Genomic DNA, 23,183 nt, shown 5'->3' on the forward strand with positions numbered 1-23,183 from the left:
CTACATGTCCGATCGCGTGCGCCGGACCACCGCGAAACTGATCGGAACCGAGCCTCTGGCCGAGGCACTTTGCGGTTCAAACGCCACACGCGCACGACGTTCGGTTCGCGCCAATTGGCCGTACAACTCCGGGCGGCGCGTCGCGAGCCAATGCTGCCCGATGCTGGCGCCGCTCAGGCCGGGGTCGATGTCGGCGGCGATGAAATCGCGCCGCTCACCGGCGCTCTCGGCAACGATGCAGCCGCAGGGATCGACGATCAGCGCGGCGCCGAGCGACGCTTCGCCGTCGCCGGCATCCGCTCCTTCGCTGCACACCACGAACATGCCGTTGTCGAACGCACGCGCCGGCAGCGAGCGGCGCATCCAGTCCGAGGCGACACCGCGCGTCGTTGCGACAGCATGCAACGCGCAGTCGACTTCGCGGTTCGCGCGATCGGCCCGATCGCGCCGATGAGGCGCGACGAGCAGCGTCGCGCCCATCAGCGCCGTCATGCGCGCGTTCTCGACCAGATAGTTGTCGCTGCCGATCAGGATGCCGATGCGTACGCCCCAATGCGTATCGAAGACCGTAAACCGCTCGCCATTCGCGAGGCGCCGATGCTCGAACGCATGCAGCTTGCGATGGCAGTGACGCTGACCGTCGGGCAAGCAGATCACGTAGCTATTGAACAACTGCCCGCCGGGCGCGCGCTCGATCAAACCAACGCCGGCGGCCACGCGCGTTCTTTCCGCGGCGTCCGCCACCGCGTCGACGGACGCGCCGTCAATCCGCTCGGCCAGCGCTTCGAGCTCGGCGTAACGAATGCGTGCGCTGCTGTATCCGGTGAGGCACGTCTCCGGAAACACCGCGAGCCCGACGCCGTCGCGCGCGGCCCGCTCGAGCGATGCGACGATCCGTGAGACGTTGTGCCCCGTATCGCCGCAACGCGAGACGAGCGGTATCGAAGCGACGCGCAGCATCGGAGTGAGCGAGGAAGACATTTCATTGGCCTGATCGATTGCATGGCTCCATTGGACCGCTCGACATTCGATAAGTAAAATGAATGTTTTGACGCATATGATCGCCAATTGGAATGGAAATTCGCCTGCTTCGCGCGTTCGTCACGGTTGCCGAACTGCGCCACTTCGGCCGCGCAGCCGATGCGCTCTACCTGAGCCAGCCCGCGCTGAGCAAACAGATCGCGGCGCTGGAAACAAGCGTCGGCGGGAAGTTGTTCGAGCGCGGCCGGCACGGCGCCGAACTGACCAAGTTCGGCGAGGGCTTTCTTGGCGACGCCGAAGCGCTGGTGCGAGACGCGGATGAAGTGCTCGCGCGAGCGCGCGAGGCAAGCAGCGGCAAGCGCGGCGCACTGCGCGTCGGCATATGTCTATCGACCCTGACACTGACGCCGCAATTGCTCGCTGAATTCCGCACGCTCTATCCGGACGTGAGCGTCACGCTCAAGGATCTTTCCTCATCGGAGCAAACTCGGCTGATGCTCACGGGCAAGCTCGACGTCGGCTTCATGCGCCTGCCGGCCGATGCCGCGCTCTCGGCGTTTCCGGTCATCGACGAGGCCCTCGCGCTCGCCCTGCCGCAGCACGCGCGCTGGAAACGCATCCCGTCGAATCTGAACGACTTGAACGAACTCGGCTTCATCGCGCTCGCGCGCAGCCGCGGCCCAGGGATCGCCGCCCAGATCGACCGCTGGTGCAGCGAGAAAGGCTTCGTGCCCAGGGTGATTCAGCAGACCGACGACATCCAGTCGCTGCTGGCCGCCGTCGCGGCCGGCGTGGGCGCGGCGTTCCTGCCTTCGCGCGCGCAGTACCTGCTGCGCGACGCGTGGGTGCTGCCGCTAAAGGAAGCGGCCGCGCAGTGGCGCGTCGGGCTCGCGTGGCCGACCGATCGCGAGGATGCGGTGGTCGCGCGTTTCGTCGCGTTCGTCAGGGAGGCGATGAAGTCGGCTTCTAAGTCAGGCTCGAAGCGCGCGTCTTGAGGCTGCGGGTGTCAAGCGGGTATTAAGCGGGTGCCAAGCGCCTACTTGAAATGCACCGATCCGATCAGCTCGGCAAGCCCGAGCCACAAGATCTGCAAGCCGATGCAAAAGAGCACGAACGCGAACAAACGCATGGCCACCTGCGTGCCGATCGGGCCGAGCCACTTTTCGACGTAGGCCGCGTACCTCACGCAGACATAGATGCAGGCCCACAGAAACGCGAGCGCGATGGCCACGCCCACCAGGTGAATCGGCTCGAGGCCCTGGCGCGGCGAGCCGGTTCCGAGTGCGATCGCCACTGCGATCGTGCCCGGGCCGACGGTGATGGGAAGCGTGAGCGGATAAAACGCCTTGGCGCGCAGCGTCGCGATCCGAGCCGCGCTCGACGCCACGTTCGGCTCGGCCTCGCGATCGTCATCCGCCGAAGCGTGCAGCAGATCCCACCCGGCGAAGCCGATCACCAGGCCGCCCGCCACCCGCAACACCGGGATCGAAATCCCGAAGAACGACAGCACGTAAGCGCCGATCGACAGCGACACGAGCAGGATGATGAGACTGTTGAGGGAAATGCGCCTAGCGAGTTCGGCCCGCTCGGCATCAGTCGCGTGAGGCACCATGCTCAGCACGATGAAGCCCGCGGCCGGCGGATTGATGATCGGAAATAGCCCGGCGACGATCAGCAAAATGGTTTCGACGAGATCGTTCAGCATGTTTTGATATCCGTGTCGCGCCGGTCATGCATGGCAAGCGGTCAGCCGTTTCGTCATCGGCACGCATTCGAGCGAGAAACCTCGCGGCGAGTGATGGAACGACAGCGTCTCCCCAACGAAGCCGCAGCGTCGATAAAACGGCGCGGCGTTCAAGGTCGCATCGAGGCTCAACTCGGGCAGAGCATGGGCGCGCGCGAGTTCTTCCAGAAAATCCATCATGCGCTTGCCCAAGCCTCGGCCCATGTGATCCGGATGGACGAAGATGGCGTCGATCCTTCCCGTGTCGATTGCGACCATGCCGGTAGCCAGCACGGTGGCATCGTCGTGCGCGACGTAGAACCCGCGCTCGACCAGCTCCGCCCATTTCTCCGACGGCACGCCGGATGTCCACGCTTCAAGCAGATGCCCGGGATAAAACCCCTCGCACTGCGCGAGCACGGACAGCTTTCGGATATCCCACGCCGCCTGCGCGTCGGCGCGCGTTGCCTTTCTGATTTCCGGCATTCTTGTTTCCCTCGTTGGTATTCCGCCGCCGCTTCACCAAGGCAAGTTGGCCTCGCCCCGTGGGCGCTTCTGCTAAAGCGGCACGTCATCCTATCAGGCTGCGCTTGCCGGGCGATGTCATGCCGGCAGCTAGCGCGCATCCGTGATTAGCTTGCGACGAATGATTGGTTCACTCGGGGCGCGATGCCTTCTACGCTAGAGACCATCGTGCCCGCCGCCAAGTCTGTCTTGCGCGAACCACGCGCCGCGGGCGTCCTGCTCTAACGCACTCGCCGTCTACGCCATGACCCGACACATTCTCTACAAAGGCTACGAAGTCGCGCCGATGGCGCAACGCCTGCCGAACGGGCTGTTCGCGGCCGGCATCACGATCGAGAAAGCCAGCACCGCGCAAGGTCGCGCCTATTCGTTCGATGCACTGGACTATTTCTTCGACGAAGAGCACGCCCTCGCGTACGCGTTCCGTTGGGGCCGCATGTGGATCGACAGCCGTAACTGAAACGCCCGCCCGCCGTGCCGATGTAGACCGCCTAGCCGCACCCGCGCGCGCACTGCGCGGGCACTGCATGGTTCGCGGCAATGCCACGCGAACTGTGCCAGAATGGCCGAACTTTGCGCCTGCCCTACATCAGCTACGCCTACGCTATGTCCGAAACGCTGCAAGAACAAGCAGCGGCAGATCATGCAATGCGCCATTGGAACGCCCCCGGCCGCACGCCCGTGCGGATCGGTTCCGACGAGCACAAGCAAATGTTCTGCCGGATGCTGCTAGAAACGCACAATCCGTACAAGCCCGCCGTCATCGATTGGCCGCCGCTCGCGCCCGACGAGCTGCATCGCATCACCTCCCTGCCGATCTGGGACATCGCCGTACAAACGGAAGGCCGCGCGTCGATCCGCGTCGCGACCTTCGCCTCCACCGTGCACGACCCGCTATTGCGCCGAGCGCTCGATATGGACGGCGGCGAGGAAGCGCGCCACAAAGTCGTGTTGTCGAAGCTCGTCGAAGCGTATGGCATCAAGCTCGCGCCGGAACCCGACTATCCCGTTCCCAAAGACCCCGAGTGGGCGTGGCTGGTCACGGGCTATAGCGAGTGCATCGACAGCTTCTTCGCGTTCGGCCTCTTTCGCTCGGCGCAGAAGTCGGGCTATTTTCCGGAAGAGCTCGTCGAGACCTTCGAGCCCGTCATCCAAGAGGAAGCGCGCCACATCTTGTTCTTCGTGAACTGGGCCGCGTGGTACCGCAAGAACTTGCCGTGGTGGAAACGCCCGTGGTTTACGCTGCGGGTCTGGGCGGTGTCGGTGTTCCTGATCTATGAGCGCGTCGGCATTGCGAGAGGCATCGATTCCGATGGCGTCATGCACGACGCGAAATTTGCGGCGACGGGCGCGGCCAGCGTCGGCGAGGCCCTCAGCCCGCGCGCGCTGATCGAGCTCTGCCTCGCCGAGAACGACCTTCGCATGAGCGGCTACGATAAACGTCTGCTGCGTCCGGCCACGGTTCCGCGCCTCGCGAAATTCGCGCTGCGTTTCTTGAAGAAATAAGAAGAAGGTCACATCCCTGATGCGCTCGAACCCTTTCCTCAAAACCGTGCTCGCCGCGGTGGTCTTCGCGGCGGCCAGCACGGGCTGCGAAACCATCGCCTCCGCCGACCCCAACGCGCTGTGGGACATCGTCCATCTCGACTGCGTGCCTGCCGCGCAGAACACCGGCAAGACGGGCCTGTGCGCGAACGTCAATCTCACGCAGCACTACGCGCTGCTGAAGGACCGCAACGGGGTCGCGCAACATCTGCTGATCCCGACCGAGCGCGTGACCGGCATCGAAAGCCCGCTGCTGCTCGGCCCCGCCGCGCCGAACTATTGGGCGGACGCGTGGACCGCACGCAGTTTCGTCGAAGCGTCGCTGAAAAAACCGCTGCCCGACAATCTGCTCGGGCTCGAAGTGAATTCGAAGTACCGGCGCTCGCAAGAGCAACTGCACATCCACATCGACTGCATGCATGCGGACACGAGCGCCGAGCTCGAACGTCATCGCAGCGACCCGCCCGGCCAATGGACATGGGACACGATCGGCGGCAACCGCTATCGGATCATGCGCGTCACCGGCCCGGCATTCGACGTCGATCCGTTCGACATCGTTGCACGCGACCGCACAGGATCGGACCAAATGGCCATGCAGACGATACTGGTGACCGGCGCCGGGCCCGCCGCCGCGAACGACGGCTGGCTGATCCTCAACAGCGGCACCGATGTCACGGGCGGCGCCGGTTCGGCCGAGCCGCTGCTCGACCACGCTTGCGCGGTCGCTCATCGCTGAAAACAGGCGGCCGCCGGCGCGCTATTCCGCTATCGCTTCCGCCCCGCCGCCTTCCATCGCGACACTCACGAGCCAACGTCGAATCACGCGCTCCTCATCGGCGCTCAAGCCGCTCAGCAATTGCCGCTCGATTTCGCGCACGCGCTCGCGACATGACTTGAGCAGCGCTTTGCCGGCGGGCGTCACATCGATGTGCTGAATGCGGCCGTGGATCGCGTGCGGCCGGCGCTCGATGGCGCCCGAACGTTCCAGGTTCGCGACGATCACGCTGACCGTCTGCGGCGTCAGCATCGAGAGCCGCGCCACATCCGCGTTCGATATGCCCGGATACGCGACCAGCATCGTCAGCACGTTGAATTGCGGAGGCGTCACGCCGTAATCCGCCAGGGCGCGCTCCATCCGCAGCCGAAGCGCCGCGCCGGCCTGGCGCATCAGATAGCCGATGTAGCCCTGCTCGCCGCGCTTTCCCTCGCCGACACCGGGGATCACGGGGGCATCCGGCGCAACGGCATGCTTTCGCGGGGCTTTCGTCATAAAGTCAGAACTCGAATATGTTGTTCGTATTCGAGCATCTTAGCCGATTGGCTCGCAGGACAGGAGCGGTTGCGCGCCATGGTCCGCTTTGCCCGCAATGTCCAAATAGGCAAAAGCATTTCGCAACAAATTGGTTCTGTCGGCACGGGCGCCGCTCTACGATCGACCGCATTGCTCAGTTCAATCCGACCGAACCTGCCGATGGCGAACTATCTCGACGACGATCAGCGCAACGCGCTTGCGAGCCTGCGCCGCACATGGACCTGGCGCAGCGAATGGCCAACCTGGTTGTTGATCGCCGTGATTTATGGAGGATGGTTTGGCGTCGCGCTGCATGCCCGGCAACTTGGACTTCCGATCGCGCTTGGCGTGCTGGCGGTGCTAAGCGCGTGGTACATGTCGCTGCAGCATGAGCTTTTGCATGGCCACCCTACCCGTTCGCCGCTGCTCAACGCGCTGTTCGGTATCGCGCCGCTGGCGGTCTGGTTTCCCTATGGCATCTATCGCGATTCGCACCTGCGGCATCACGACGATCCGCTCTTGACGCATCCGGGCCTCGATCCGGAAAGCTTCTTCGTGGCGCCGCATGCGTGGCAGCAGAACGGACGCGTGATGCGAGCGCTTTTGACGGTACGCAATACGTTTGTTGGGCGCATAGTGATTGGGCCAGCGTTTTCGATTGCCGCGCTGGTAACGGACGCTTTCGATAAAGTTACGCGCGGCGATCTGAGCGACGCTCCCGTTTGGATCATCCACGGTGTGACGCTTGCTGCGCTCGTGTATTGGCTCGATACCCGCTGCGGGATCACGCCCTGGCTTTTTATCGGTGTCGTTGGATATGGGGCGCTTGCGCTTGGATCAGTCCGCTCGTTTCATGAGCACCGCGCGGCCGATGCATACGAACACCGATCGGTGATCAACGAGGCTGCGCTGCCTTGGCGGTTGCTGTTTCTCAACAACAACTTTCACGTGGTTCACCACGACTTGCCTTACGTCCCTTGGTTTGCGCTTCGGAAAGTCTATGAAACGTCGCGCCAGCAATACATCGAGCGCTCCGGAGGTTTTCTCGTCAAGGGATACAGTGAATGGGCGAAGTTGTATGCGTTCGCTCCGGTGACTCATCCGGTGCGCGTCGATCGGTCTGACGCCGTTTGATCGAATCCGTCTAAATCCCCCGTCTGGATCCGCCAGCGTTGCTTCTCAGCTAACGTTTGAAACGTTTCTTGTCGCTCTCCTCGATAACGACTATGACGTGATCATTGCCTAATGGTCGGCAGACATTCGGCACGATCCGGCGCTTTGACGCGATGGCCAGAAATGAGCAGTAAATGTCCCCAAACCGTCACAGCTAGAGCGCCTGCGAATACTCCTGAAACGTAGACTTTTCTCGCCAACGTTCAGGGTATTTTTGTTAGGAGTTAAGTATGAGTGAAGCCAATCAAGGCGCCGCGCAGGTGCGCGAGCTAAGGCATTTCATCAACGGCGAACACAGCACCGGCGTGAGCGGACAGTTCGGCGATGTATTCGATCCGGTGCAAGGCCGAGTCGCGGCTCGCGTGCCGTTCGCCAACGCGACTGATGTCGCCACGGCTGTTGCCGCCGCGAAAGCCGCGTTCCCGGCCTGGAGCGAAACCGCACCGCTCAAGCGCGCCCGGCTGCTGTTCAAGTTCAAGCAGCTGCTCGACGAACATCAGGACGAACTCGCCGCGCTCGTCGCGCGCGATCACGGCAAGCTGCTTGCGGACGCGAAGGGCGAAGTGGAGCGCGGAATCGAAGTCGTCGAATTCGCGTGCGGTATTCCGAATCTGCTGAAGACCGATTTCACCGATCAGATCGGCGGCGACATCGACAACTGGAATCTGCGTCAGCCGCTCGGCGTGGCCGCGGGTGTCACGCCGTTCAACTTCCCGATGATGGTGCCGTGCTGGATGTTCGTGATGGCGGCCGCGTGCGGCAACACGTTCGTGCTCAAGCCTTCGGAGCGCACGCCGTCGCCTTCGATTCGGCTCGCCGAGCTGTTCATCGAGGCAGGCTTTCCTAAAGGCGTGTTCAACGTCGTGCATGGCGACAAGAGCGCCGTCGATGCGCTGATTCAGCACCCTGATGTGGCCGCGATCACCGTGGTCGCCTCGACGCCGACCGCCGAATACATCTACGGCGAAGGCGCAAAACACGGCAAGCGCGTGCAGGCGTTGGGCAGCGCAAAGAACCACGCGATCGTCATGCCCGACGCCAATCTCGATCAAACCATCGATGCGCTGATTGGCTCGGCCTATGGATCGGCTGGCGAGCGCTGCATGGCGACGTCGGTGGTGGTGGCGGTCGGACGCATCGCCGATGAGCTCGTCGGGCGCCTCGTGCCGCGCGTGCGTGCGCTCAAGCTCGGCGGCAGCTTGGAGCCCGGTCTGGACATGGGGCCGCTCGTCACCGCCGCGCATCGCGCCAAGGTGTTGCGCTATATCGATGCGGGCGTCGAGGCAGGCGCGAAGCTCGTCGTCGATGGCCGCGGCCAAAGCGTGTCCGGCCACGAAAAGGGCTTCTTTCTCGGCGGCTCGCTCTTTGACGACGTGAAGCCCGATATGAGCATCTATCGAGAAGAGATTTTCGGGCCGGTCCTGTCGGTGGTCCGCGTGCCGGATCTCGCGAGTGCGATTGCACTCGTCAACGCGCACGAACTGGGGAATTGCGTATCGCTGTTCACAACGGACGGCGGCTCGGCGCGCGTGTTCACCCGGCAGATTCGCGTTGGCATGGTGGGCGTCAACGTGGCGGCGCCCGTGCCGTCGGCATGGCATTCGTTCGGCGGCTGGAAGCGATCGCTGTTCGGCGATCATCACCAGTACGGCCAGGAATCCGTGCGCTTTTTCACGCGCTACAAGAGCGTTATGCAGCGTTGGCCCGACAGCATCGACAAAGGTGCTGAGTTCGCGATGCCTGTGATCAAGTAAGGCGGCGCAAAGCCAATCCGCCCCACCCACGAACTATGCTTCGATAATCTTCACTTGATACTCTTCGTCGTCAAAGGCGACGAAGAATTCTTCGGGCATCAACCACGAATCCACACTCACCGTATTGGCGTCGATGTCGACAGACACCTTCGAGTCAGCGTCGACGGATTTCATTGCATGCTCAATTCTCGATATATCGTCTGAGCGAATGGTTTGCTTCACGGAGAATTTCATTTCCATCTCTCCCATTGAGCTTTCGTTAACGCGCTCACCGGCAGCCCGCGCTTACGCTGACTGCCGGTTCGCACTGCGCTTGGTTGCGACTATGGCCTCTCGACACTGCGATTACGGGCGAGCATACATCGCATTCCAATCGGCACCCGAGACCGCCGGGCGGCCCGCAGCCGACGAACCTCCGGCGACACCACCGTACCCGCTTTCTGCCTTGTTTTGCGCAGCCAAACGCGCCTCGGCCGCCTCGATCTGCGTCGGGTACTGCGCTTGATCACCATCGCCTACGTGATAGCCTGCCTTCTCGACTTGAATGAGCTCACTACGGACTTGCGCACGCGTAACGGGCGTGTTCGATTGCGCGAAGGCGACGACAGGAGCGACAAGAACCGCAGCGATTCCAATAGCCTTGATAACGGAGTTCATGATTCACCTCAATGGTGTGGATTTACCGAGAACTGTTGTTCTGAGTAGGTGAAGTCATTGTATTGAGGCCAATGTCCACGTTGAACTCATCGACGAGCAAAACACTTATTACACAGAGCCGGACGAACTCGCTGGACGCGCACCGGCAACCGCAGTCGCCGCACCACGAGCCAGCGACTGATGAATCTGCGCTACCACGGCCGCCCCTTCGCCCACCGCCGACGCCACCCGCGCCACGATAGTGCACGCGCTCGAGACGCGCTCCCCCCTCGAGTCTAGTTAGCGGACATGGAAATGGAAATACGCGACAATCACGCCCATGACCTGGCTCGCCGCCCTCCCCATGTACAACGTCAGTCCTGCGCTCGCCGAGGACTGGCGCATGTTGCTGCGCCACGTCTTGCGGGCGCTGGGCGAAGACGGAACGGACATTCGCATCACCGAGCCCGGCGACGACCTGCATGCGTTTTGGCGGCGCACCGATGTCGCCATTTCACAGACGTGCGGCTACCCGCTCATGCATGGCGTGCGCGAACACGTGCAACTGATCGCGACACCGCACTTCGAAGCGCCCGGCTGCAACGGCGCCAACTACTGCAGCGTGCTCATCGCAGGCCGCCATGCGAGCGCACAGACGCTCGAAGCCTGCCGCGGTCTGCGCGCGGCGTATAACCAGGACGATTCGAATAGCGGAATGAATGTGCTGCGGCACGCGGCGGCGCCATTTGCACGCGATGGGGCGTTCTTCGGCAACGTCTTGCGCACAGGCTCACACATCGAGTCGCTGCGTGCGCTCGCGCAAGGGCATGCGGATATTGCATCGATCGACTGCGTCACGATGGCCTTCGTGCGCGACCATCTGCCGGAATTGGCTCAGTCTGTCAGGGAAATCGGCTACACGGCGGCGTCGCCCGGCTTGCCGTTGATCGCATCGCGCTCGGTTCCGAGTTCGCTCATCGAGCGGATACGCGTGGCGTTGAATGATGCTATCGAAGCGGATTCGCCGCTCGCGCAGCGCCTGCGCCTCAAACGCTTTTCGACGCTCTCACTAGCCGATTACGCACGCATCGAGCAATTGGAAGACGAGGCGCGTGCCGTTGGCTATCCGCGCCTCGGATGACGCACGGCGAACGCGTGCGTCGAACCTGCAAAGCTATTGTTTCAAGCGACAACCGGCGTCACTCGACTTCCATCACGAGCAACTGCGCACCATCGGCGACCTGATCGCCGACCCCATACAGCACCTCGGCCACCTTGCCCGCCGCCGGCGCGCCGATCGTGTGCTCCATCTTCATCGCTTCCATCACGATCAGCGGCGCGCCCTTCTCGACCACCGCGCCCGGCTCGACCAGCACCGCGATCACCTTGCCCGGCATCGGCGCGGTCAAGCGTCCTTCGCCGTGCTCGGCGTCGGCCGCATGCGCGAGCAGGTTCTTCCATTCGAACGCCAGCGCGGCGCCTTGGCAGAACACATGGAAAACATCGCCGTCGATGAACACGCGGCCTTTCACGCGCGAGTTGCCGATCGTCGCTCTGAATTCGTGCGCGCCCTCACCCGCTTGCCACTCGAATGGCTCGCTCGCACCCGCGTATTCGAGCGTGCGCGATGCGCCGTCGCGCACGTACGTCGCGGCGATTGCGGTGTCCGTCTCCACATCGCGCCATTCGATCTTCTGGCGATAGCTGCCGTTCAGCCGCCAATGCGACAGCCCATCCCAAGGCGACGCACCGTGCGCGACGCCGCCTTCGCGCGTCATCAACGCGCCGCACGCGAGCGCGAGCGCTTCCTTGACCGGCTTTTGCGCCGGTGCGAACAACGCGTCGTGGTGACGCTCGATGAGGCCCGTATCCAGATCCGCCGTTGCGAACGGCTCGCTCGTGACGATGCGCTGCAGGAACTCGACGTTCGTATGCGGCCCGACAACTTCGCACGCGCGTAGCGCGCGGTTCATGCGCGCGAGCGCCTCGTCCCGGTCCGCACCGTGCACGATCAGCTTGGCGATCATCGGGTCGTAGAACGGCGTGATCGTGTCGCCTTCGCGTACGCCGCTGTCGATGCGGACCGGCGCGCGTGTGCCCTCGCCAATCGTGAACTCGACGCCCTCAGGCATGCGCAGATGCTTGAGAGCGCCCGTCGACGGCAGAAAACCGCGCGCCGGGTTTTCCGCGTAGATGCGCGCTTCGATCGCGTGGCCGTCGAGCTTGAGTTGATCCTGCGTCAGCGGCAGCGGTTCGCCAGCGGCAACGCGCAATTGCCATTCGACGAGATCCTGTCCCGTCACCATCTCGGTGACCGGGTGCTCGACCTGCAGGCGCGTGTTCATCTCCATGAAGTAGAACGCGTCGCCGGTCATGATGAATTCGACCGTGCCCGCACCGACGTACTCGACCGCGCGCGCCGCCGCCACCGCCGCCTCGCCCATCTCGCGGCGCAGTTCGGCCGAAAGCCCCGGCGCGGGCGCTTCCTCGAGCACCTTCTGGTGACGGCGCTGCACCGAGCAGTCGCGGTCGAACAGATAGACCGCACCGCCGAGCTTGTCGGCGAACACCTGCACTTCGACGTGACGCGGACGCGTCAGGTACTTCTCGATCAACACGCGGTCGTTGCCGAAGCTCGACGCCGCCTCGCGCTTGCACGACGCGAGAGCGGCCGCGAAGTCCGCGCTCTTCTCGACGACGCGCATGCCCTTGCCGCCGCCGCCCGCACTCGCCTTCAGCAGCACGGGGTAGCCGATCGTATCGGCCTCGCCCTGCAGCAGTTGCGGATCTTGATCGTCGCCGTGGTAGCCCGGCACGAGCGGCACCGCCGCCGCGTGCATCAGCGCCTTCGCCGCCGCCTTCGAGCCCATCGCCGCAATCGCGCTGACCGGCGGCCCGATGAACACGATGCCCGCGGCTTCGCAGGCGTGCGCGAAATCCTCGTTCTCCGACAAGAAGCCGTAGCCCGGATGCACCGCTTGCGCGCCGGTCTTCTTCGCCGCGTCGATGATGCGTTCGATCCGCAAATAGCTTTCCGCCGCCGTCGAGCCACCGATATGCACGGCCTCATCGCACGCGGCGACGTGCTTCGCGTTCGCATCCGCATCCGAATAGACGGCGACGCTCAGGATGCCGAGCCGCTTGCAGGTTGCGGCGACGCGGCAGGCAATCTCACCGCGGTTCGCAATCAGAATCTTGTTGAACATGAAAGGTCTCGCTAAGAGGCTGGAGTTCGGCTAAGGGCGAAAGGCTATACCGGGATCAATCGCGCCACACGGGGGAGCGCTTTTCGAGGAACGACGCGACACCTTCGCGTCCTTCGACACCGGCACGCACGCGTGCGATTCGTTCCGCTGTGTCGTCGAGCAACGCTTCATCGAGCACGCGGCCCGCGACGTCCTGCACGAGCTGCTTCGATTCGCGCACCGCGCTCGGTCCGTTCGAGCACAGCGTTTGCGCGAGCTTTTGCACGGTCGCATCGAGTGCGTCGGCGCTCACGGCCTCATGGACGAGGCCAAGACGGAGCGCCGTCGCGCAATCGAACTGCTCGGCCGTCGTGAAGTAGCGGCGCGACGCGCGTTCGCCGAGTGCGCGAATCACGTACGGCGCGATCGTGGCGGGAATGAGGCCGAGCTTCGCCTCAGAAAGACAGAAGCGCGCGGTATCGACAGAAACGACGATGTCGCTTGCAGCGATCAGACCCATGCCGCCCGCGTAGACATCGCCCGAGACGCGCGCGATAACCGGCTTCGTGCAGCGGTAGATCGCGGCCAGCATGTTCGCAAGGCGTTTCGCGTCGGCGCGGTTCTCCGCATCGGAGAACGTCGCCATCTTCTTCATCCAGTTCAGATCCGCTCCCGCGCAGAACGCGGCGCCGTTCGCCGCTAGCACCACGGCGCGAATGTCGTCGCGCGTGTTGATCGAGGTGAACACGTCGGTCAGCTCGGCGATCATCGCCTCGTTGAACGCATTGCGGACTTCGGGACGGTTGAGCGTCACCGTCGCGACGCGTCCGGCGTATTCGACGGTCAGCATTTCGTATGGCATGTGGTGTCTCCGCTCGTTACATCCGGAACACGCCGAAGCGCGTGTCTTCGATCGGCGCGTTCATCGCGGCCGACAAGCCGAGCCCGAGCACGTCGCGCGTCTGCGCCGGATCGATCACGCCGTCGTCCCACAACCGAGCGCTCGCATAGTACGGATGCCCCTGGTGCTCGTACTGATCGCGAATCGGCTTCTTGAACGCTTCTTCCTCTTCGGCCGACCACGCGCCGCCCTTCGCTTCGATGCCGTCGCGCTTGACCGTCGCGAGCACCGACGCAGCTTGCTCGCCGCCCATCACCGAGATGCGCGCATTCGGCCACATCCACATAAAACGCGGTGAATACGCACGGCCGCACATCCCGTAGTTGCCCGCGCCGAACGAACCGCCGATGATGACCGTGAACTTCGGCACCTTCGCCGTGGCCACTGCCGTCACCATCTTCGCGCCGTTGCGCGCGATGCCTTCGTTCTCGTACTTGCGTCCGACCATGAAGCCCGTGATGTTCTGCAGGAACACGAGCGGAATCTTGCGCTGGCAGCACAGCTCGATGAAATGCGCGCCCTTCAATGCCGATTCGGAAAACAGAATGCCGTTGTTCGCGACGATGCCGACCGGATGCCCCCAGATGTGCGCGAAGCCCGTGACGAGCGTCGTGCCGTAGCGCGCCTTGAACTCGTCGAACGCGGAATCGTCGACGATGCGCGCGATCACCTCGCGCACGTCGAACGGCTTGCGCGTATCGACGGGAATCACACCGTAGAGGCTTTGCGCGTCAAAGCGCGGGGGCTTCGGCTCTTGCAGCGCGATGGGCGGCTGCTTCGTGCGATTGAGCTTGCCGACGATGTTGCGCGCGATCGAGAGCGCGTGAGCGTCGTTTTGCGCGAGGTGGTCGACCACACCGGACAAACGCGTATGCACGTCGCCGCCGCCGAGATCCTCGGCGCTCACTTCCTCGCCCGTTGCGGCCTTCACGAGCGGCGGACCGCCCAGGAAAATCGTGCCTTGGTTCTTGACGATGATCGACTCGTCGCTCATCGCGGGCACGTACGCGCCGCCTGCCGTGCACGAGCCCATCACCACGGCGATCTGCGCGATGCCTTGCGCAGACAGATTCGCCTGGTTGTAGAAGATGCGCCCGAAGTGGTCGCGATCGGGAAACACTTCGTCTTGGTTCGGCAGATTCGCGCCGCCCGAATCGACGAGATACACGCACGGCAGCCGGTTTTCCTGCGCAATCTCCTGCGCACGCACGTGCTTCTTCACCGTGACCGGATAGTAGGTGCCGCCCTTGACCGTCGCGTCGTTGCAGACGATCACGCACTCCTGCCCCGCGATGCGCCCGATGCCCGTGATCACACCCGCGCCCGGCGCGGCATCGTGATACATCCCGAACGCGGCGAGTTGCGAGAACTCGAGGAACGGCGTGCCGGGGTCGAGCAATTGCGCGATGCGCTCGCGCGGGAGCAGCTTGCCGCGCGAGACGTGCTTGTCGCGCGCGGCTGCGCCGCCGCCAAGCGCGATGTGCTCGATCTTCGCGCGCAGATCGGCGACGAGTGCTTCGAGCGCGGCGGCGTTGGCCCGGAAGTCTTCCGAGCGCGGGTTCAGCTTGGTTTCGATGATCGGCATGGATTCAGCTCCGGGCAGCGGCGTGCAATATCAAAGCGTTTCGGCAAACAGTTCGCGGCCGATCAGCATGCGGCGCACTTCGCTCGTGCCCGCGCCGATCTCATAGAGCTTCGCATCGCGCCACAGACGGCCCACCGGGTACTCGTTGATGTAACCATTGCCGCCGAGGATCTGAATCGCCTCGCCGGCCATCCACGTCGCCTTCTCGGCCGTGTACAGAATCACGCCTGCGCAATCCTTGCGGACTTGGCGCACGTGATCGCTGCCGAGCGTATCGAGCTGGCGGCCCACTGCGTACAGATACGCACGGCACGCTTGCAGCGTCGTGTACATATCGGCGACCTTGCCTTGAATCAGCTGGAATTCGCCGATCGATTGGCCGAACTGCTTGCGATCGTGGATATACGGCACGACCGAGTCCATGCACGCGAGCATGATGCCGGTCGGGCCGCCCGCGAGCACGGCGCGCTCGTAGTCGAGGCCGCTCATCAGCACTTTCACGCCGCCGTTGAGCTGGCCGAGGATGTTCTCTTCGGGCACCTCGACGTTTTCGAACACGAGCTCGCCGGTGTGCGAGCCGCGCATGCCGAGCTTGTCGAGCTTCTGCGCGACGGAGAAACCTTTCATGCCCTTTTCGACGATGAACGCCGTGATGCCCTTGGGGCCGGCTTCGATATCGGTCTTCGCGTAGACGACGAGCGTGTCGCAATCCGGGCCGTTCGTGATCCACATCTTGGTGCCGTTCAGCACATAGCGGTCGCCGCGCTTCTCGGCGCGCAGCTTCATGCTGACGACGTCCGAACCGGCGTTCGGCTCGCTCATCGCGAGCGCGCCGACGTGCTCGCCGGAGACGAGCTTCGGCAGGTACTTGCGCTTCTGCGCTTCGGTGCCGTTGCGGTGGATCTGGTTCACGCACAGGTTCGAATGCGCGCCGTAAGAAAGGCCGACCGACGCCGATGCGCGCGAGATCTCCTCCATCGCGACCATGTGAGCCGTATAGCCCATGTTCGCGCCGCCGTACTCCTCCGAGACCGTCATGCCGAGCACGCCGAGCTCGCCGAACTTGCGCCACAGGTCCATCGGGAACTGGTCGTTGCGGTCGATTTCGCCCGCGCGCGGCGCGATTTCCTTCGCGGCGAAGTTCGCGAGCGTGTCGCGCAGCATTTCGATGTCTTCGCCAAGCGGGAATTGCAGTCCAGGCAAGTTGCTCATTGATGTCTCCTGTCGATCAGAGTTGGGAAGCGCGATGTGGCACTGCGGCATTGGCAGACTCGTGGCCCGCCGCCTATCTTGCGCTTGATCACCGCGAATTTCACGCTACATTGACGTAAACGTCAATAGGTTTTTATGAGTAACGCTCAGATTTCTGTAACCGGGCTTGAAGCCTTGTAAATGCGTGCTAACATCACCATCAAGCGCACCGCATAAACCACAAAACCTGAACACTACTCATATGACGGCGGAAACCAAGGCCGAGCCCGCAGGCGCGCGCCGCCAGCCGGCAGGGCCCAAATCGCAGCAACGCGTGAAGGACATCCTTCAGGCGGGGCGCGACGTGTTCTCGGAGAAAGGGTACGAGAGCGCGACCACCGCCGAAATCGCGCAGCGCGTGGGTATTTCCGAAGCGACCGTGTTCAGCTATTTCCGCGGCAAGCGCGACCTGTGTGCGCGCGTCATCGCGGATTGGTACGACGAAATCATCGCCGCGTTCGAAACCGGCCTGCCGCGCGACGGCGGCACGCGCCAGCAATTCGCGTTCATCGTCCGCACGCATTTGCGTCTGATGCTGCTGAACGGCACGGGGCTTTGCGCGCTGGTGCTGTCCGAGGGACGCACGAAGCATCACGAACTCAGCGACGAACTGACCGAACTCCAGCGCCGCTACACCGCGCCGCTGATGCGCGTGCTCGCGCACGGCCAGGAAATCGGCCAAGTCCGCACCGACGTGCCGCTGCGCCTCCTGCGCTCGATGGTGTTCGGCCCGATGGAGCATGTGCTGTGGGACGCGACACTCACGAACCGCCGCATCGACATCGATGCGACGGCCGACCGTCTGATCGACGTGCTGTGGGCCGCGCTGCAGCCGCCGCAAACGGAGCTGGCCGCGCTCGTGCAGTTGAAGAACGATCTGGACGAAGCGAAGCGCCGCTACGAGGCGGCGACGCGGGCGAACCAGCCACCCACGGCCGTAAAGCCCGTGTTAGATTGATTCGCGTTGCCGAATCGTCTGACAGGACAGCGCCCGGTCCCACCCGCGAATTGCATCACGCGCGCACCATCCGCGCACCGCCCGTCAGCCCGCCTCACTCCACTTCTGACGACACGCCGATGACCGCTCATCTCACCCCCGCCATTGCGTCGAAGTTCGCCTCGCTGGCGCTCGCCCACCTGACTCGCGAATATCCGAACAAGCTCACCCACTCGCTGGCCGGGCCGCAGGACGTGCAGAGCCCGCGCGCGCTGCATCCGATCTTCTACGGCAGCTACGACTGGCATTCGTGCGTGCATGGCTATTGGCTGGTGCTGCGCCTCATCGACCGATACCCCGACCTGCCGGAAGCGTCGCGCATTGCCGCCGTCGTCGACGAGCATTTCACGGAGGAAAACGTCGCGGGCGAACTCGCTTACTTGAACCTGGCTCACAACCGCGGCTTCGAGCGGCCCTATGGCTGGGCCTGGCTCCTCGCCCTAGCGGACCAGCTCTATTCGATGACGTCGTTGCCCGAAGCCGGGCGCTGGAGCAAGACGCTCGCGCCGCTCACGGAAGCGTTCGTCGAACGCTTCACCGAGTTCCTGCCAAAGTCGACGTATCCGCTGCGCGTCGGCACGCATTTCAACACGGCGTTCGCGCTGTCGCTGGCGCTCGACTTCGCGCGCCGCACCTCGCACGGCGCACTCGAATCGCTGATCGTCCTGACGGCAGAGCGCTGGTATCTGAACGATGCGGGCTGCCAGGCGTGGGAGCCGAGCGGCGACGAGTTCCTGTCGCCCGCGTTGATGGAAGCGGAATTGATGCGGCGCGTGCTGCCAGCCGGCGCGTTCGCCGCCTGGTTCGATCGTTTCCTCCCTGATTTGGCCGCACGCAAGCCTGAAACGTTGTTTGCCCCCGCTACCGTCACCGACCGCACCGACGGCAAGATCGCGCACCTCGACGGTCTCAATCTCAGCCGCGCGTGGTGTCAGCGCTCGATTGCGCGCGCCTTGCCTGCCGGCGATATCCGCGTGTCGCTTTTGAACGAAGCGGCCGAGCTGCACCTGCGCACCGCGCTCGAACACGTCGCAGGCGACTACATGGGCGAGCATTGGCTCGCTTCGTTTGCGCTGCTTGCGCTGGACGCCTGACGCGTTAGCGTCGCTTCGGCCGTTCAAGCAGCTCTAAAGCCGCGCGCGATCACCCAGCTTCCGATCGCATACGGCCGGCGATTGTCGAAGCGCGAAAACCCCTATGAATTAAGGCATTTTTAAGGTTTCGTTCTTACGCTCAAAAGCATCCCCGTTCAGGTCTGCGCCTCGACTCGGACGTGAACAGGGCGAGCAAAGATGACCGGAAAACTCATACCGGTCCTCGTTCAGGCTCGGCAAAAACGACATCGCTTCACCAAGCGAAGCGCAGGGGTCTTTTTGTGTCGTCAAGCGTGTTCGACGGAGAAAGAAATGAAGCTACGTCTGCTTTCGTTCATTAGTGCAGCCACGATTCTCTCGGCCGGTATGTTTCAAATCGCCATGGCCGCAACGCCGGCATTACCGCCGCTTCTGCACAGCGGCAGCATCAGCTATTTGTCGGGCGGGATAGGCAGCGATCAATCCGCGGCGATCAAGAGCGTGATGCACAACTATTCGCTGACTTTGGAATTCGCGGGCAAGACGAACGGCGGCAACGAATATCTGGCCGACGTCCCCATTCAAATCGAAAACGCGCATGGCGCGACGGTCCTCAAGACCGACTCGCACGGACCCTTCATGTTGTTATCGCTGCCTGACGGGCGCTACACGGTCACCGCGCGTCACGACGGTAAAACGCAACGCCGTACGGTGAATATTGCGTCCGCCACGCGCGCGCACGAAGTGTTCATCTGGGCGACGTAGCGCACGGATCTGAGCGCGCCGGGCGCCACAGTTTCGAATGCGTGATGCTCGGAACGCCCAGGAATGGAAAGGAGATCGGTTGATGCCATCCAGCGAAGAGGTCCCTCACGAGCGATCACGTGCCGATTCCCCATCGGCATCCGCGCGAGAGCGCGCACCGTCCAAGCGCCACGGCCCCTATTCCGTCATCGTGCTGGTGCTTCCTGTCATGTTTGCCGGGATGTTCATCGCAATCGGCATGCTCGGTCTCCTGGTGAAATTGTTCTCGCGGTGACATCCACCGCGGTTCACTCACGCCAAAGTTGATGAGGAAACCATGTTGCCTAAACTGATTGCCGCAGCCGCCGCCGCGGCGCCGCTACTCGTCAGTTTTCCCGTTCATGCGCAGGCAGGCGGCACCAAGCTTGCGATGCTCGATCCTCCGGTCGCAACCAGTCATACACGCCTCAATAGCGGCATGCTGCGCGTCAACGGGAAAATGCCGGGAACGAAAATGTGGCCCGTCATCCACGGGCCGGCGTTCTATCCGACGTGGAACGACAACAACGTGCTGCACGATGGCAAAGGCAAGCCTCTCGAAGGCGAGCCCTTCGAGAGCGATCGTTTTCACTTTCGTTAGCGGCGAAGCGGCGCCTCGCTCGCTGCGCGCGCAAACATTTCGTTGATCTCCTTGCTCGGAATCGCCTCGTCCGCGTAACTGAACGTGCCGTGCTCGCTCATTTCGCGCGCGGCGCGCAAGAACGCGCCGAACGCCGCGCGCGCAAGCGAACCGCCGACGCTCACACGCTTCACGCCAAGCTCCGCCAGTTCATCGAGACTCATGCGCACGCCCTGCAGACCCATCACGACGTTGACCGGACGGTCGACCGAACGCACGAGCGTTGCGATCTCTTCGCGCGTCTTGAGACCCGGCGCATAGAGCACATCGGCGCCCGCTTCTTGATACGCCTGCAAGCGGCGAATCGTATCGTCGAGATCCGGACGGCCCCACAGGTAGTTCTCGCAGCGAGCCGTCAGCGTGAACGGAAACGGCAATGCACGCGCCGCCTCCACCGCGGCGCGCAAGCGCTCCACGGCCGCGTCGTGCGCGTAGATCGGATCGTCGACGCGCGTCGTCGCGTCTTCGATCGAACCGCCGACCACGCCCGCCCGCGCCGCGAGGCGGATCGTTTCGGCGCAGTCCTCGGGCGCATCGCCGAAGCCGTTCTCGAGATCCGCGCTCACCGGGAGATCGGTCGCGCCGGCGATCTCCGCGAGGTGCACGAGCATCTGCTCGCGTCCGACCGCGCTGTCGGGCAAGCCGAGCGAGAACGCGTAGGCGGCGCTGCTCGTCGCTAGCGCCTTGAAGCCGGCTTGCGCGAGCAGCCGCGCCGTGCCGATGTCCCACGGATTCGGAATGATGAAAGCGCCCGGCGCCTCGTGATACGCGCGAAACGCGCGCGCTTTGTCGATTTGCTGCTGTTGAGTGCTCTGCGTGTTCATAGCCTGTTCCGCCTTCAAGGATGGGGGTTCGAAAACTGGCAGCCGCATGCCGCGTTTCAACTACACGATAAGCCAAGCTCCGCTATCGACGTTACGCTTTGCGCTGAAATGTCGATGCACGCCATGCCGGCCATACAAACAGCAACGGCCCGCCGATTTCTCTGAGGAAACCGGCGGGCCGTCATTGTCGTGCATTTCTCGAAGCGTCGCGCTCGAACCGCGCGAGGCCACTGCGTCACTCGGGGAACGGCAGCTCCGTTTGCCCGTCAGCGCGCATGTCGAACACGTTCAGCGTCATCGCCACCAGCGCGTAATAACCCAGCAGACCGACCAGGTTGATCGTCGCCGAATGCCCGAAGCGCTCGACCGTCTTGCGGAACGTCGCATCGGACACGCGCTTCGCCTCATAGAGCTCGGTGGCGAAATCGAAGATCAGCGCGTCGTCGGCGTCTTCGAAATCGGGACGCTGTCCCGTGCGGATCGCCTCCGCCGTCGCGGCCGGCAAGCCGGCTTGGAGCGCGATCGGATAGTGGATGTACCACTCGGCCTGCGCTTGCCAGCGCGCGGCCGTGACGAGAATCGCCAGCTCCGACAAGCGCAGCGGCAAGCCGGTCTGATAGCGGCAGAACGCGCCGAGACGCTGGGCGTGCTGCGCGAGTTCGGGACTATGAATCCAGCCGAGGAACGGGCCGTTCAGATTACCGCGCGGCCCCGACAGGATGTCGGCGAGCACTGCTTCCTGTTCCGGCGTGGCTTGCGCTCTGTCGAACACGGGCAGGCGCGCAGCGGATGAGCGATCGGTCATGGTGGTGTCGTGAATGGAGTTCGTTGCAAGTGTTGCGATCAATGCCGCTAAACGGCGCCGTGGCTATCGTCTTTAGCGCACGCCGGCGCCGCGCAGCGCGCCTTCGATCGCATCGGTCAAGCGGCTGACGATGTTGTCGATGTCGGTCGCGGTGCAGATGAACGGCGGCGCGAGCAACACGTGGTCGCCCGTCGCGCCGTCGACCGTGCCGCCCATCGGATACACCATCAGCCCGCGCTGCATCGCTTCGCGCTTGATGGCTGCGTTCAATGCGAGCTTGCTGTCGAATGGCGCCTTGCTCGCGCGATCCTGCACGAGTTCGACGCCGACGAAGAGCCCCCGGCCGCGCACATCGCCGATGAATTCGTGCTGTCCGTAATGTTCCCGCAAGCGCGCGCGCAACTGCTCGCCGCGCGCCTTGACGTTGTCCAGCAGGCGCTCTTCGGCGATCACGTGCTGCACTTCGAGCGCCGCCGCGCAGGCGGTGGCGTGCCCGATATACGTGTGCCCATGCTGAAAGAACCCCGAGCCGCCGACGATCGTGTCGTAGATCTTGCCGCTGACGAGCGTCGCGCCGATCGGCTGATAGCCCGCGCCGAGGCCCTTGGCGATCGTGAGCAGATCGGGAGCGATGTCCTCTTCTTCGCACGCGTACAGGTAGCCGGTGCGTCCCATGCCCGACATGATTTCATCGAGGATCAGGAGCACGCCGTACTTGTCGCAGACCGCGCGGATCTTGCGGAAGTAGTCGCCCACCGGCGGCACCGCGCCGGCCGTTGCGCCCACCACCGTTTCCGCGACGAACGCCGCCACCGTGTGCGGCCCGAGTTCGAGAATCTTGCTTTCGAGCTCGTCGGCCAGGCGCTGCGTGTACGCGTCGTCGGATTCGCCCTCGCGCTGCTCGCGATACGCGTAGCAGGGGCTCACGTGATGCGCTTCGATCAGCAGCGGCAGGAACGGCTCGCGGCGCCACGCGTTGCCGCCGATCGCGAGCGCGCCGAGCGTATTGCCGTGATAGCTCTGCCGCCGCGCGATGAAGTGGCGCCGCTCCGGCTCGCCCTTTTCGACGAAGTACTGGCGCGCGAGCTTGAGCGCCGCCTCGACCGCCTCGGACCCGCCCGATACGAAATACACGTGCTCGAGCCCCTGCGGCGCGCACTCGACGAGCCAGTCGGCCAGTTCCTCGGCCGGCTGCGTCGTGAAGAACGACGTGTGCGCGTACGCGAGCTGCTGCGCCTGCCGTTTGATCGCATCGATCACGCGCTGGTTGCTGTGACCGAGACACGAAACCGCCGCGCCGCCCGAGGCGTCGATGTAGCGCTTGCCGGTGGAATCGATGATTTCGATGCCGTCGCCCGCAACGGCAACCGGCAGCGTCCGCTTGGGGGCGCGGTGAAAGACGGTGGTCATGCTGTTTCCTTTGCTGTTTCGCGAGTCGGCAGTAGCAATGCACGCACTTCGCTTCGAATGAAGCTTTGTGGGCATTCTACAACAACAAATGTTGTCATGCG

25 protein-coding genes are annotated in these 23,183 nt (G+C 63.7%); 12 read left to right on the forward strand and 13 right to left on the reverse strand.

Going from position 1 to position 23,183, the window contains the following annotated elements:
- Positions 1–981 (reverse strand): nitrilase-related carbon-nitrogen hydrolase, encoded by a 981-nt coding sequence (locus tag AAHK20_RS16785; protein ID WP_449182611.1) that lies wholly within the window; start codon positions 979–981, stop codon positions 1–3.
- Positions 982–1,073: 92 nt separating this feature from the next.
- On the opposite strand from AAHK20_RS16785, the gene AAHK20_RS16790 reads away from it, so the two are divergent.
- A complete protein-coding gene (locus tag AAHK20_RS16790) occupies positions 1,074–1,976 on the forward strand; it encodes a LysR family transcriptional regulator (protein ID WP_449182612.1) in 903 nt (300 codons plus the stop codon).
- A gap of 41 nt (positions 1,977–2,017) precedes the next feature.
- On the opposite strand, the gene AAHK20_RS16795 is transcribed toward AAHK20_RS16790, so the two are convergent.
- Positions 2,018–2,686, reverse strand: coding sequence for a MarC family protein (locus AAHK20_RS16795; protein WP_449182613.1), 669 nt, complete (start codon positions 2,684–2,686; stop codon positions 2,018–2,020).
- A gap of 24 nt (positions 2,687–2,710) precedes the next feature.
- The gene (locus AAHK20_RS16800) at positions 2,711–3,190 is read right to left on the reverse strand and encodes a GNAT family N-acetyltransferase (RefSeq protein ID WP_449182614.1); all 480 of its coding nucleotides are present in this window, start codon (positions 3,188–3,190) and stop codon (positions 2,711–2,713) included.
- A 283-nt stretch (positions 3,191–3,473) separates the two neighbouring features.
- Here AAHK20_RS16800 and AAHK20_RS16805 point away from each other — a divergent pair, with 283 nt between their 5' ends.
- From AAHK20_RS16805 to AAHK20_RS16815, 3 genes are all read left to right on the forward strand, one after another.
- Positions 3,474–3,689 carry a DUF6566 family protein gene (locus AAHK20_RS16805; RefSeq protein ID WP_449182615.1) on the forward strand — a complete coding sequence of 72 codons (216 nt, stop codon included), beginning with the start codon at positions 3,474–3,476 and terminating at the stop codon, positions 3,687–3,689.
- Positions 3,690–3,835: 146 nt separating this feature from the next.
- Complete coding sequence (locus tag AAHK20_RS16810) at positions 3,836–4,735, forward strand: ferritin-like domain-containing protein (RefSeq protein WP_449182616.1); 900 nt, start codon at positions 3,836–3,838, stop codon at positions 4,733–4,735.
- 19 nt (positions 4,736–4,754) lie between these two features.
- A complete protein-coding gene (locus AAHK20_RS16815) occupies positions 4,755–5,510 on the forward strand; it encodes a CDP-diacylglycerol diphosphatase (protein ID WP_449182617.1) in 756 nt (251 codons plus the stop codon).
- A gap of 21 nt (positions 5,511–5,531) precedes the next feature.
- Here AAHK20_RS16815 and AAHK20_RS16820 read toward each other — a convergent pair whose 3' ends face one another.
- The gene (locus tag AAHK20_RS16820) at positions 5,532–6,044 is read right to left on the reverse strand and encodes a MarR family winged helix-turn-helix transcriptional regulator (protein WP_449182618.1); all 513 of its coding nucleotides are present in this window, start codon (positions 6,042–6,044) and stop codon (positions 5,532–5,534) included.
- Positions 6,045–6,245: 201 nt separating this feature from the next.
- Here AAHK20_RS16820 and AAHK20_RS16825 point away from each other — a divergent pair, with 201 nt between their 5' ends.
- On the forward strand, positions 6,246–7,199 hold the full coding sequence (locus tag AAHK20_RS16825; protein WP_449182732.1) for a fatty acid desaturase: 954 nt from the start codon (positions 6,246–6,248) through the stop codon (positions 7,197–7,199).
- Between the two features lie 269 nt (positions 7,200–7,468).
- Entirely contained in the window at positions 7,469–8,992 is a 1,524-nt protein-coding gene (locus AAHK20_RS16830; protein WP_449182619.1) for a CoA-acylating methylmalonate-semialdehyde dehydrogenase, read from the forward strand.
- 33 nt (positions 8,993–9,025) lie between these two features.
- Here the strand turns inward: AAHK20_RS16830 and AAHK20_RS16835 are convergent, their stop codons facing one another.
- Positions 9,026–9,226 carry a copper chaperone gene (locus AAHK20_RS16835; RefSeq protein WP_449182620.1) on the reverse strand — a complete coding sequence of 67 codons (201 nt, stop codon included), beginning with the start codon at positions 9,224–9,226 and terminating at the stop codon, positions 9,026–9,028.
- Between the two features lie 111 nt (positions 9,227–9,337).
- The gene (locus tag AAHK20_RS16840) at positions 9,338–9,649 is read right to left on the reverse strand and encodes a DUF4148 domain-containing protein (protein ID WP_449182621.1); all 312 of its coding nucleotides are present in this window, start codon (positions 9,647–9,649) and stop codon (positions 9,338–9,340) included.
- 319 nt (positions 9,650–9,968) lie between these two features.
- On the opposite strand from AAHK20_RS16840, the gene AAHK20_RS16845 reads away from it, so the two are divergent.
- Positions 9,969–10,769 (forward strand): phosphate/phosphite/phosphonate ABC transporter substrate-binding protein, encoded by an 801-nt coding sequence (locus AAHK20_RS16845; protein ID WP_449182622.1) that lies wholly within the window; start codon positions 9,969–9,971, stop codon positions 10,767–10,769.
- Positions 10,770–10,827: 58 nt separating this feature from the next.
- Here AAHK20_RS16845 and AAHK20_RS16850 read toward each other — a convergent pair whose 3' ends face one another.
- The 4 genes from AAHK20_RS16850 to AAHK20_RS16865 are packed head-to-tail and all read right to left on the reverse strand — an operon-like array spanning position 10,828 to position 16,511.
- Positions 10,828–12,834, reverse strand: a complete 2,007-nt coding sequence (locus AAHK20_RS16850; protein WP_449182623.1) for an acetyl/propionyl/methylcrotonyl-CoA carboxylase subunit alpha — start codon at positions 12,832–12,834, stop codon at positions 10,828–10,830.
- Between the two features lie 55 nt (positions 12,835–12,889).
- Positions 12,890–13,675, reverse strand: coding sequence for an enoyl-CoA hydratase/isomerase family protein (locus AAHK20_RS16855; RefSeq protein WP_449182624.1), 786 nt, complete (start codon positions 13,673–13,675; stop codon positions 12,890–12,892).
- Positions 13,676–13,691: 16 nt separating this feature from the next.
- Positions 13,692–15,299 (reverse strand): carboxyl transferase domain-containing protein, encoded by a 1,608-nt coding sequence (locus tag AAHK20_RS16860; protein WP_449182625.1) that lies wholly within the window; start codon positions 15,297–15,299, stop codon positions 13,692–13,694.
- Positions 15,300–15,329: 30 nt separating this feature from the next.
- Complete coding sequence (locus tag AAHK20_RS16865) at positions 15,330–16,511, reverse strand: isovaleryl-CoA dehydrogenase (protein WP_449182626.1); 1,182 nt, start codon at positions 16,509–16,511, stop codon at positions 15,330–15,332.
- A gap of 241 nt (positions 16,512–16,752) precedes the next feature.
- Here AAHK20_RS16865 and AAHK20_RS16870 point away from each other — a divergent pair, with 241 nt between their 5' ends.
- The 5 genes from AAHK20_RS16870 (at position 16,753) to AAHK20_RS16890 (ending at position 20,004) form a co-directional block, all read left to right on the forward strand.
- Positions 16,753–17,508: a TetR/AcrR family transcriptional regulator gene (locus AAHK20_RS16870; protein ID WP_449182627.1), complete on the forward strand. Its 756-nt coding sequence runs from the start codon at positions 16,753–16,755 to the stop codon at positions 17,506–17,508.
- A 119-nt stretch (positions 17,509–17,627) separates the two neighbouring features.
- Entirely contained in the window at positions 17,628–18,641 is a 1,014-nt protein-coding gene (locus AAHK20_RS16875; protein WP_449182628.1) for a DUF2891 domain-containing protein, read from the forward strand.
- Positions 18,642–18,839: 198 nt separating this feature from the next.
- The gene (locus tag AAHK20_RS16880) at positions 18,840–19,385 is read left to right on the forward strand and encodes an RgsD C-terminal domain-containing protein (protein ID WP_449182629.1); all 546 of its coding nucleotides are present in this window, start codon (positions 18,840–18,842) and stop codon (positions 19,383–19,385) included.
- Between the two features lie 82 nt (positions 19,386–19,467).
- Positions 19,468–19,659 carry a hypothetical protein gene (locus AAHK20_RS16885; RefSeq protein WP_449182630.1) on the forward strand — a complete coding sequence of 64 codons (192 nt, stop codon included), beginning with the start codon at positions 19,468–19,470 and terminating at the stop codon, positions 19,657–19,659.
- Between the two features lie 42 nt (positions 19,660–19,701).
- A complete protein-coding gene (locus tag AAHK20_RS16890) occupies positions 19,702–20,004 on the forward strand; it encodes a hypothetical protein (RefSeq protein ID WP_449182631.1) in 303 nt (100 codons plus the stop codon).
- Here AAHK20_RS16890 and AAHK20_RS16895 read toward each other — a convergent pair.
- From AAHK20_RS16895 to AAHK20_RS16905, 3 genes are all read right to left on the reverse strand, one after another.
- Positions 20,001–20,867 carry an isocitrate lyase/PEP mutase family protein gene (locus AAHK20_RS16895; protein ID WP_449182632.1) on the reverse strand — a complete coding sequence of 289 codons (867 nt, stop codon included), beginning with the start codon at positions 20,865–20,867 and terminating at the stop codon, positions 20,001–20,003. The two genes, AAHK20_RS16890 and AAHK20_RS16895, sit on opposite strands and share 4 nt — an antisense overlap.
- Before the next feature lie 235 nt (positions 20,868–21,102).
- Positions 21,103–21,672, reverse strand: coding sequence for a carboxymuconolactone decarboxylase family protein (locus AAHK20_RS16900; protein ID WP_449182633.1), 570 nt, complete (start codon positions 21,670–21,672; stop codon positions 21,103–21,105).
- A 72-nt stretch (positions 21,673–21,744) separates the two neighbouring features.
- The gene (locus AAHK20_RS16905) at positions 21,745–23,082 is read right to left on the reverse strand and encodes an aspartate aminotransferase family protein (RefSeq protein ID WP_449182634.1); all 1,338 of its coding nucleotides are present in this window, start codon (positions 23,080–23,082) and stop codon (positions 21,745–21,747) included.
- Positions 23,083–23,183 lie beyond the last annotated feature (101 nt).

Source organism: Trinickia camelliae, from assembly GCF_053525655.1.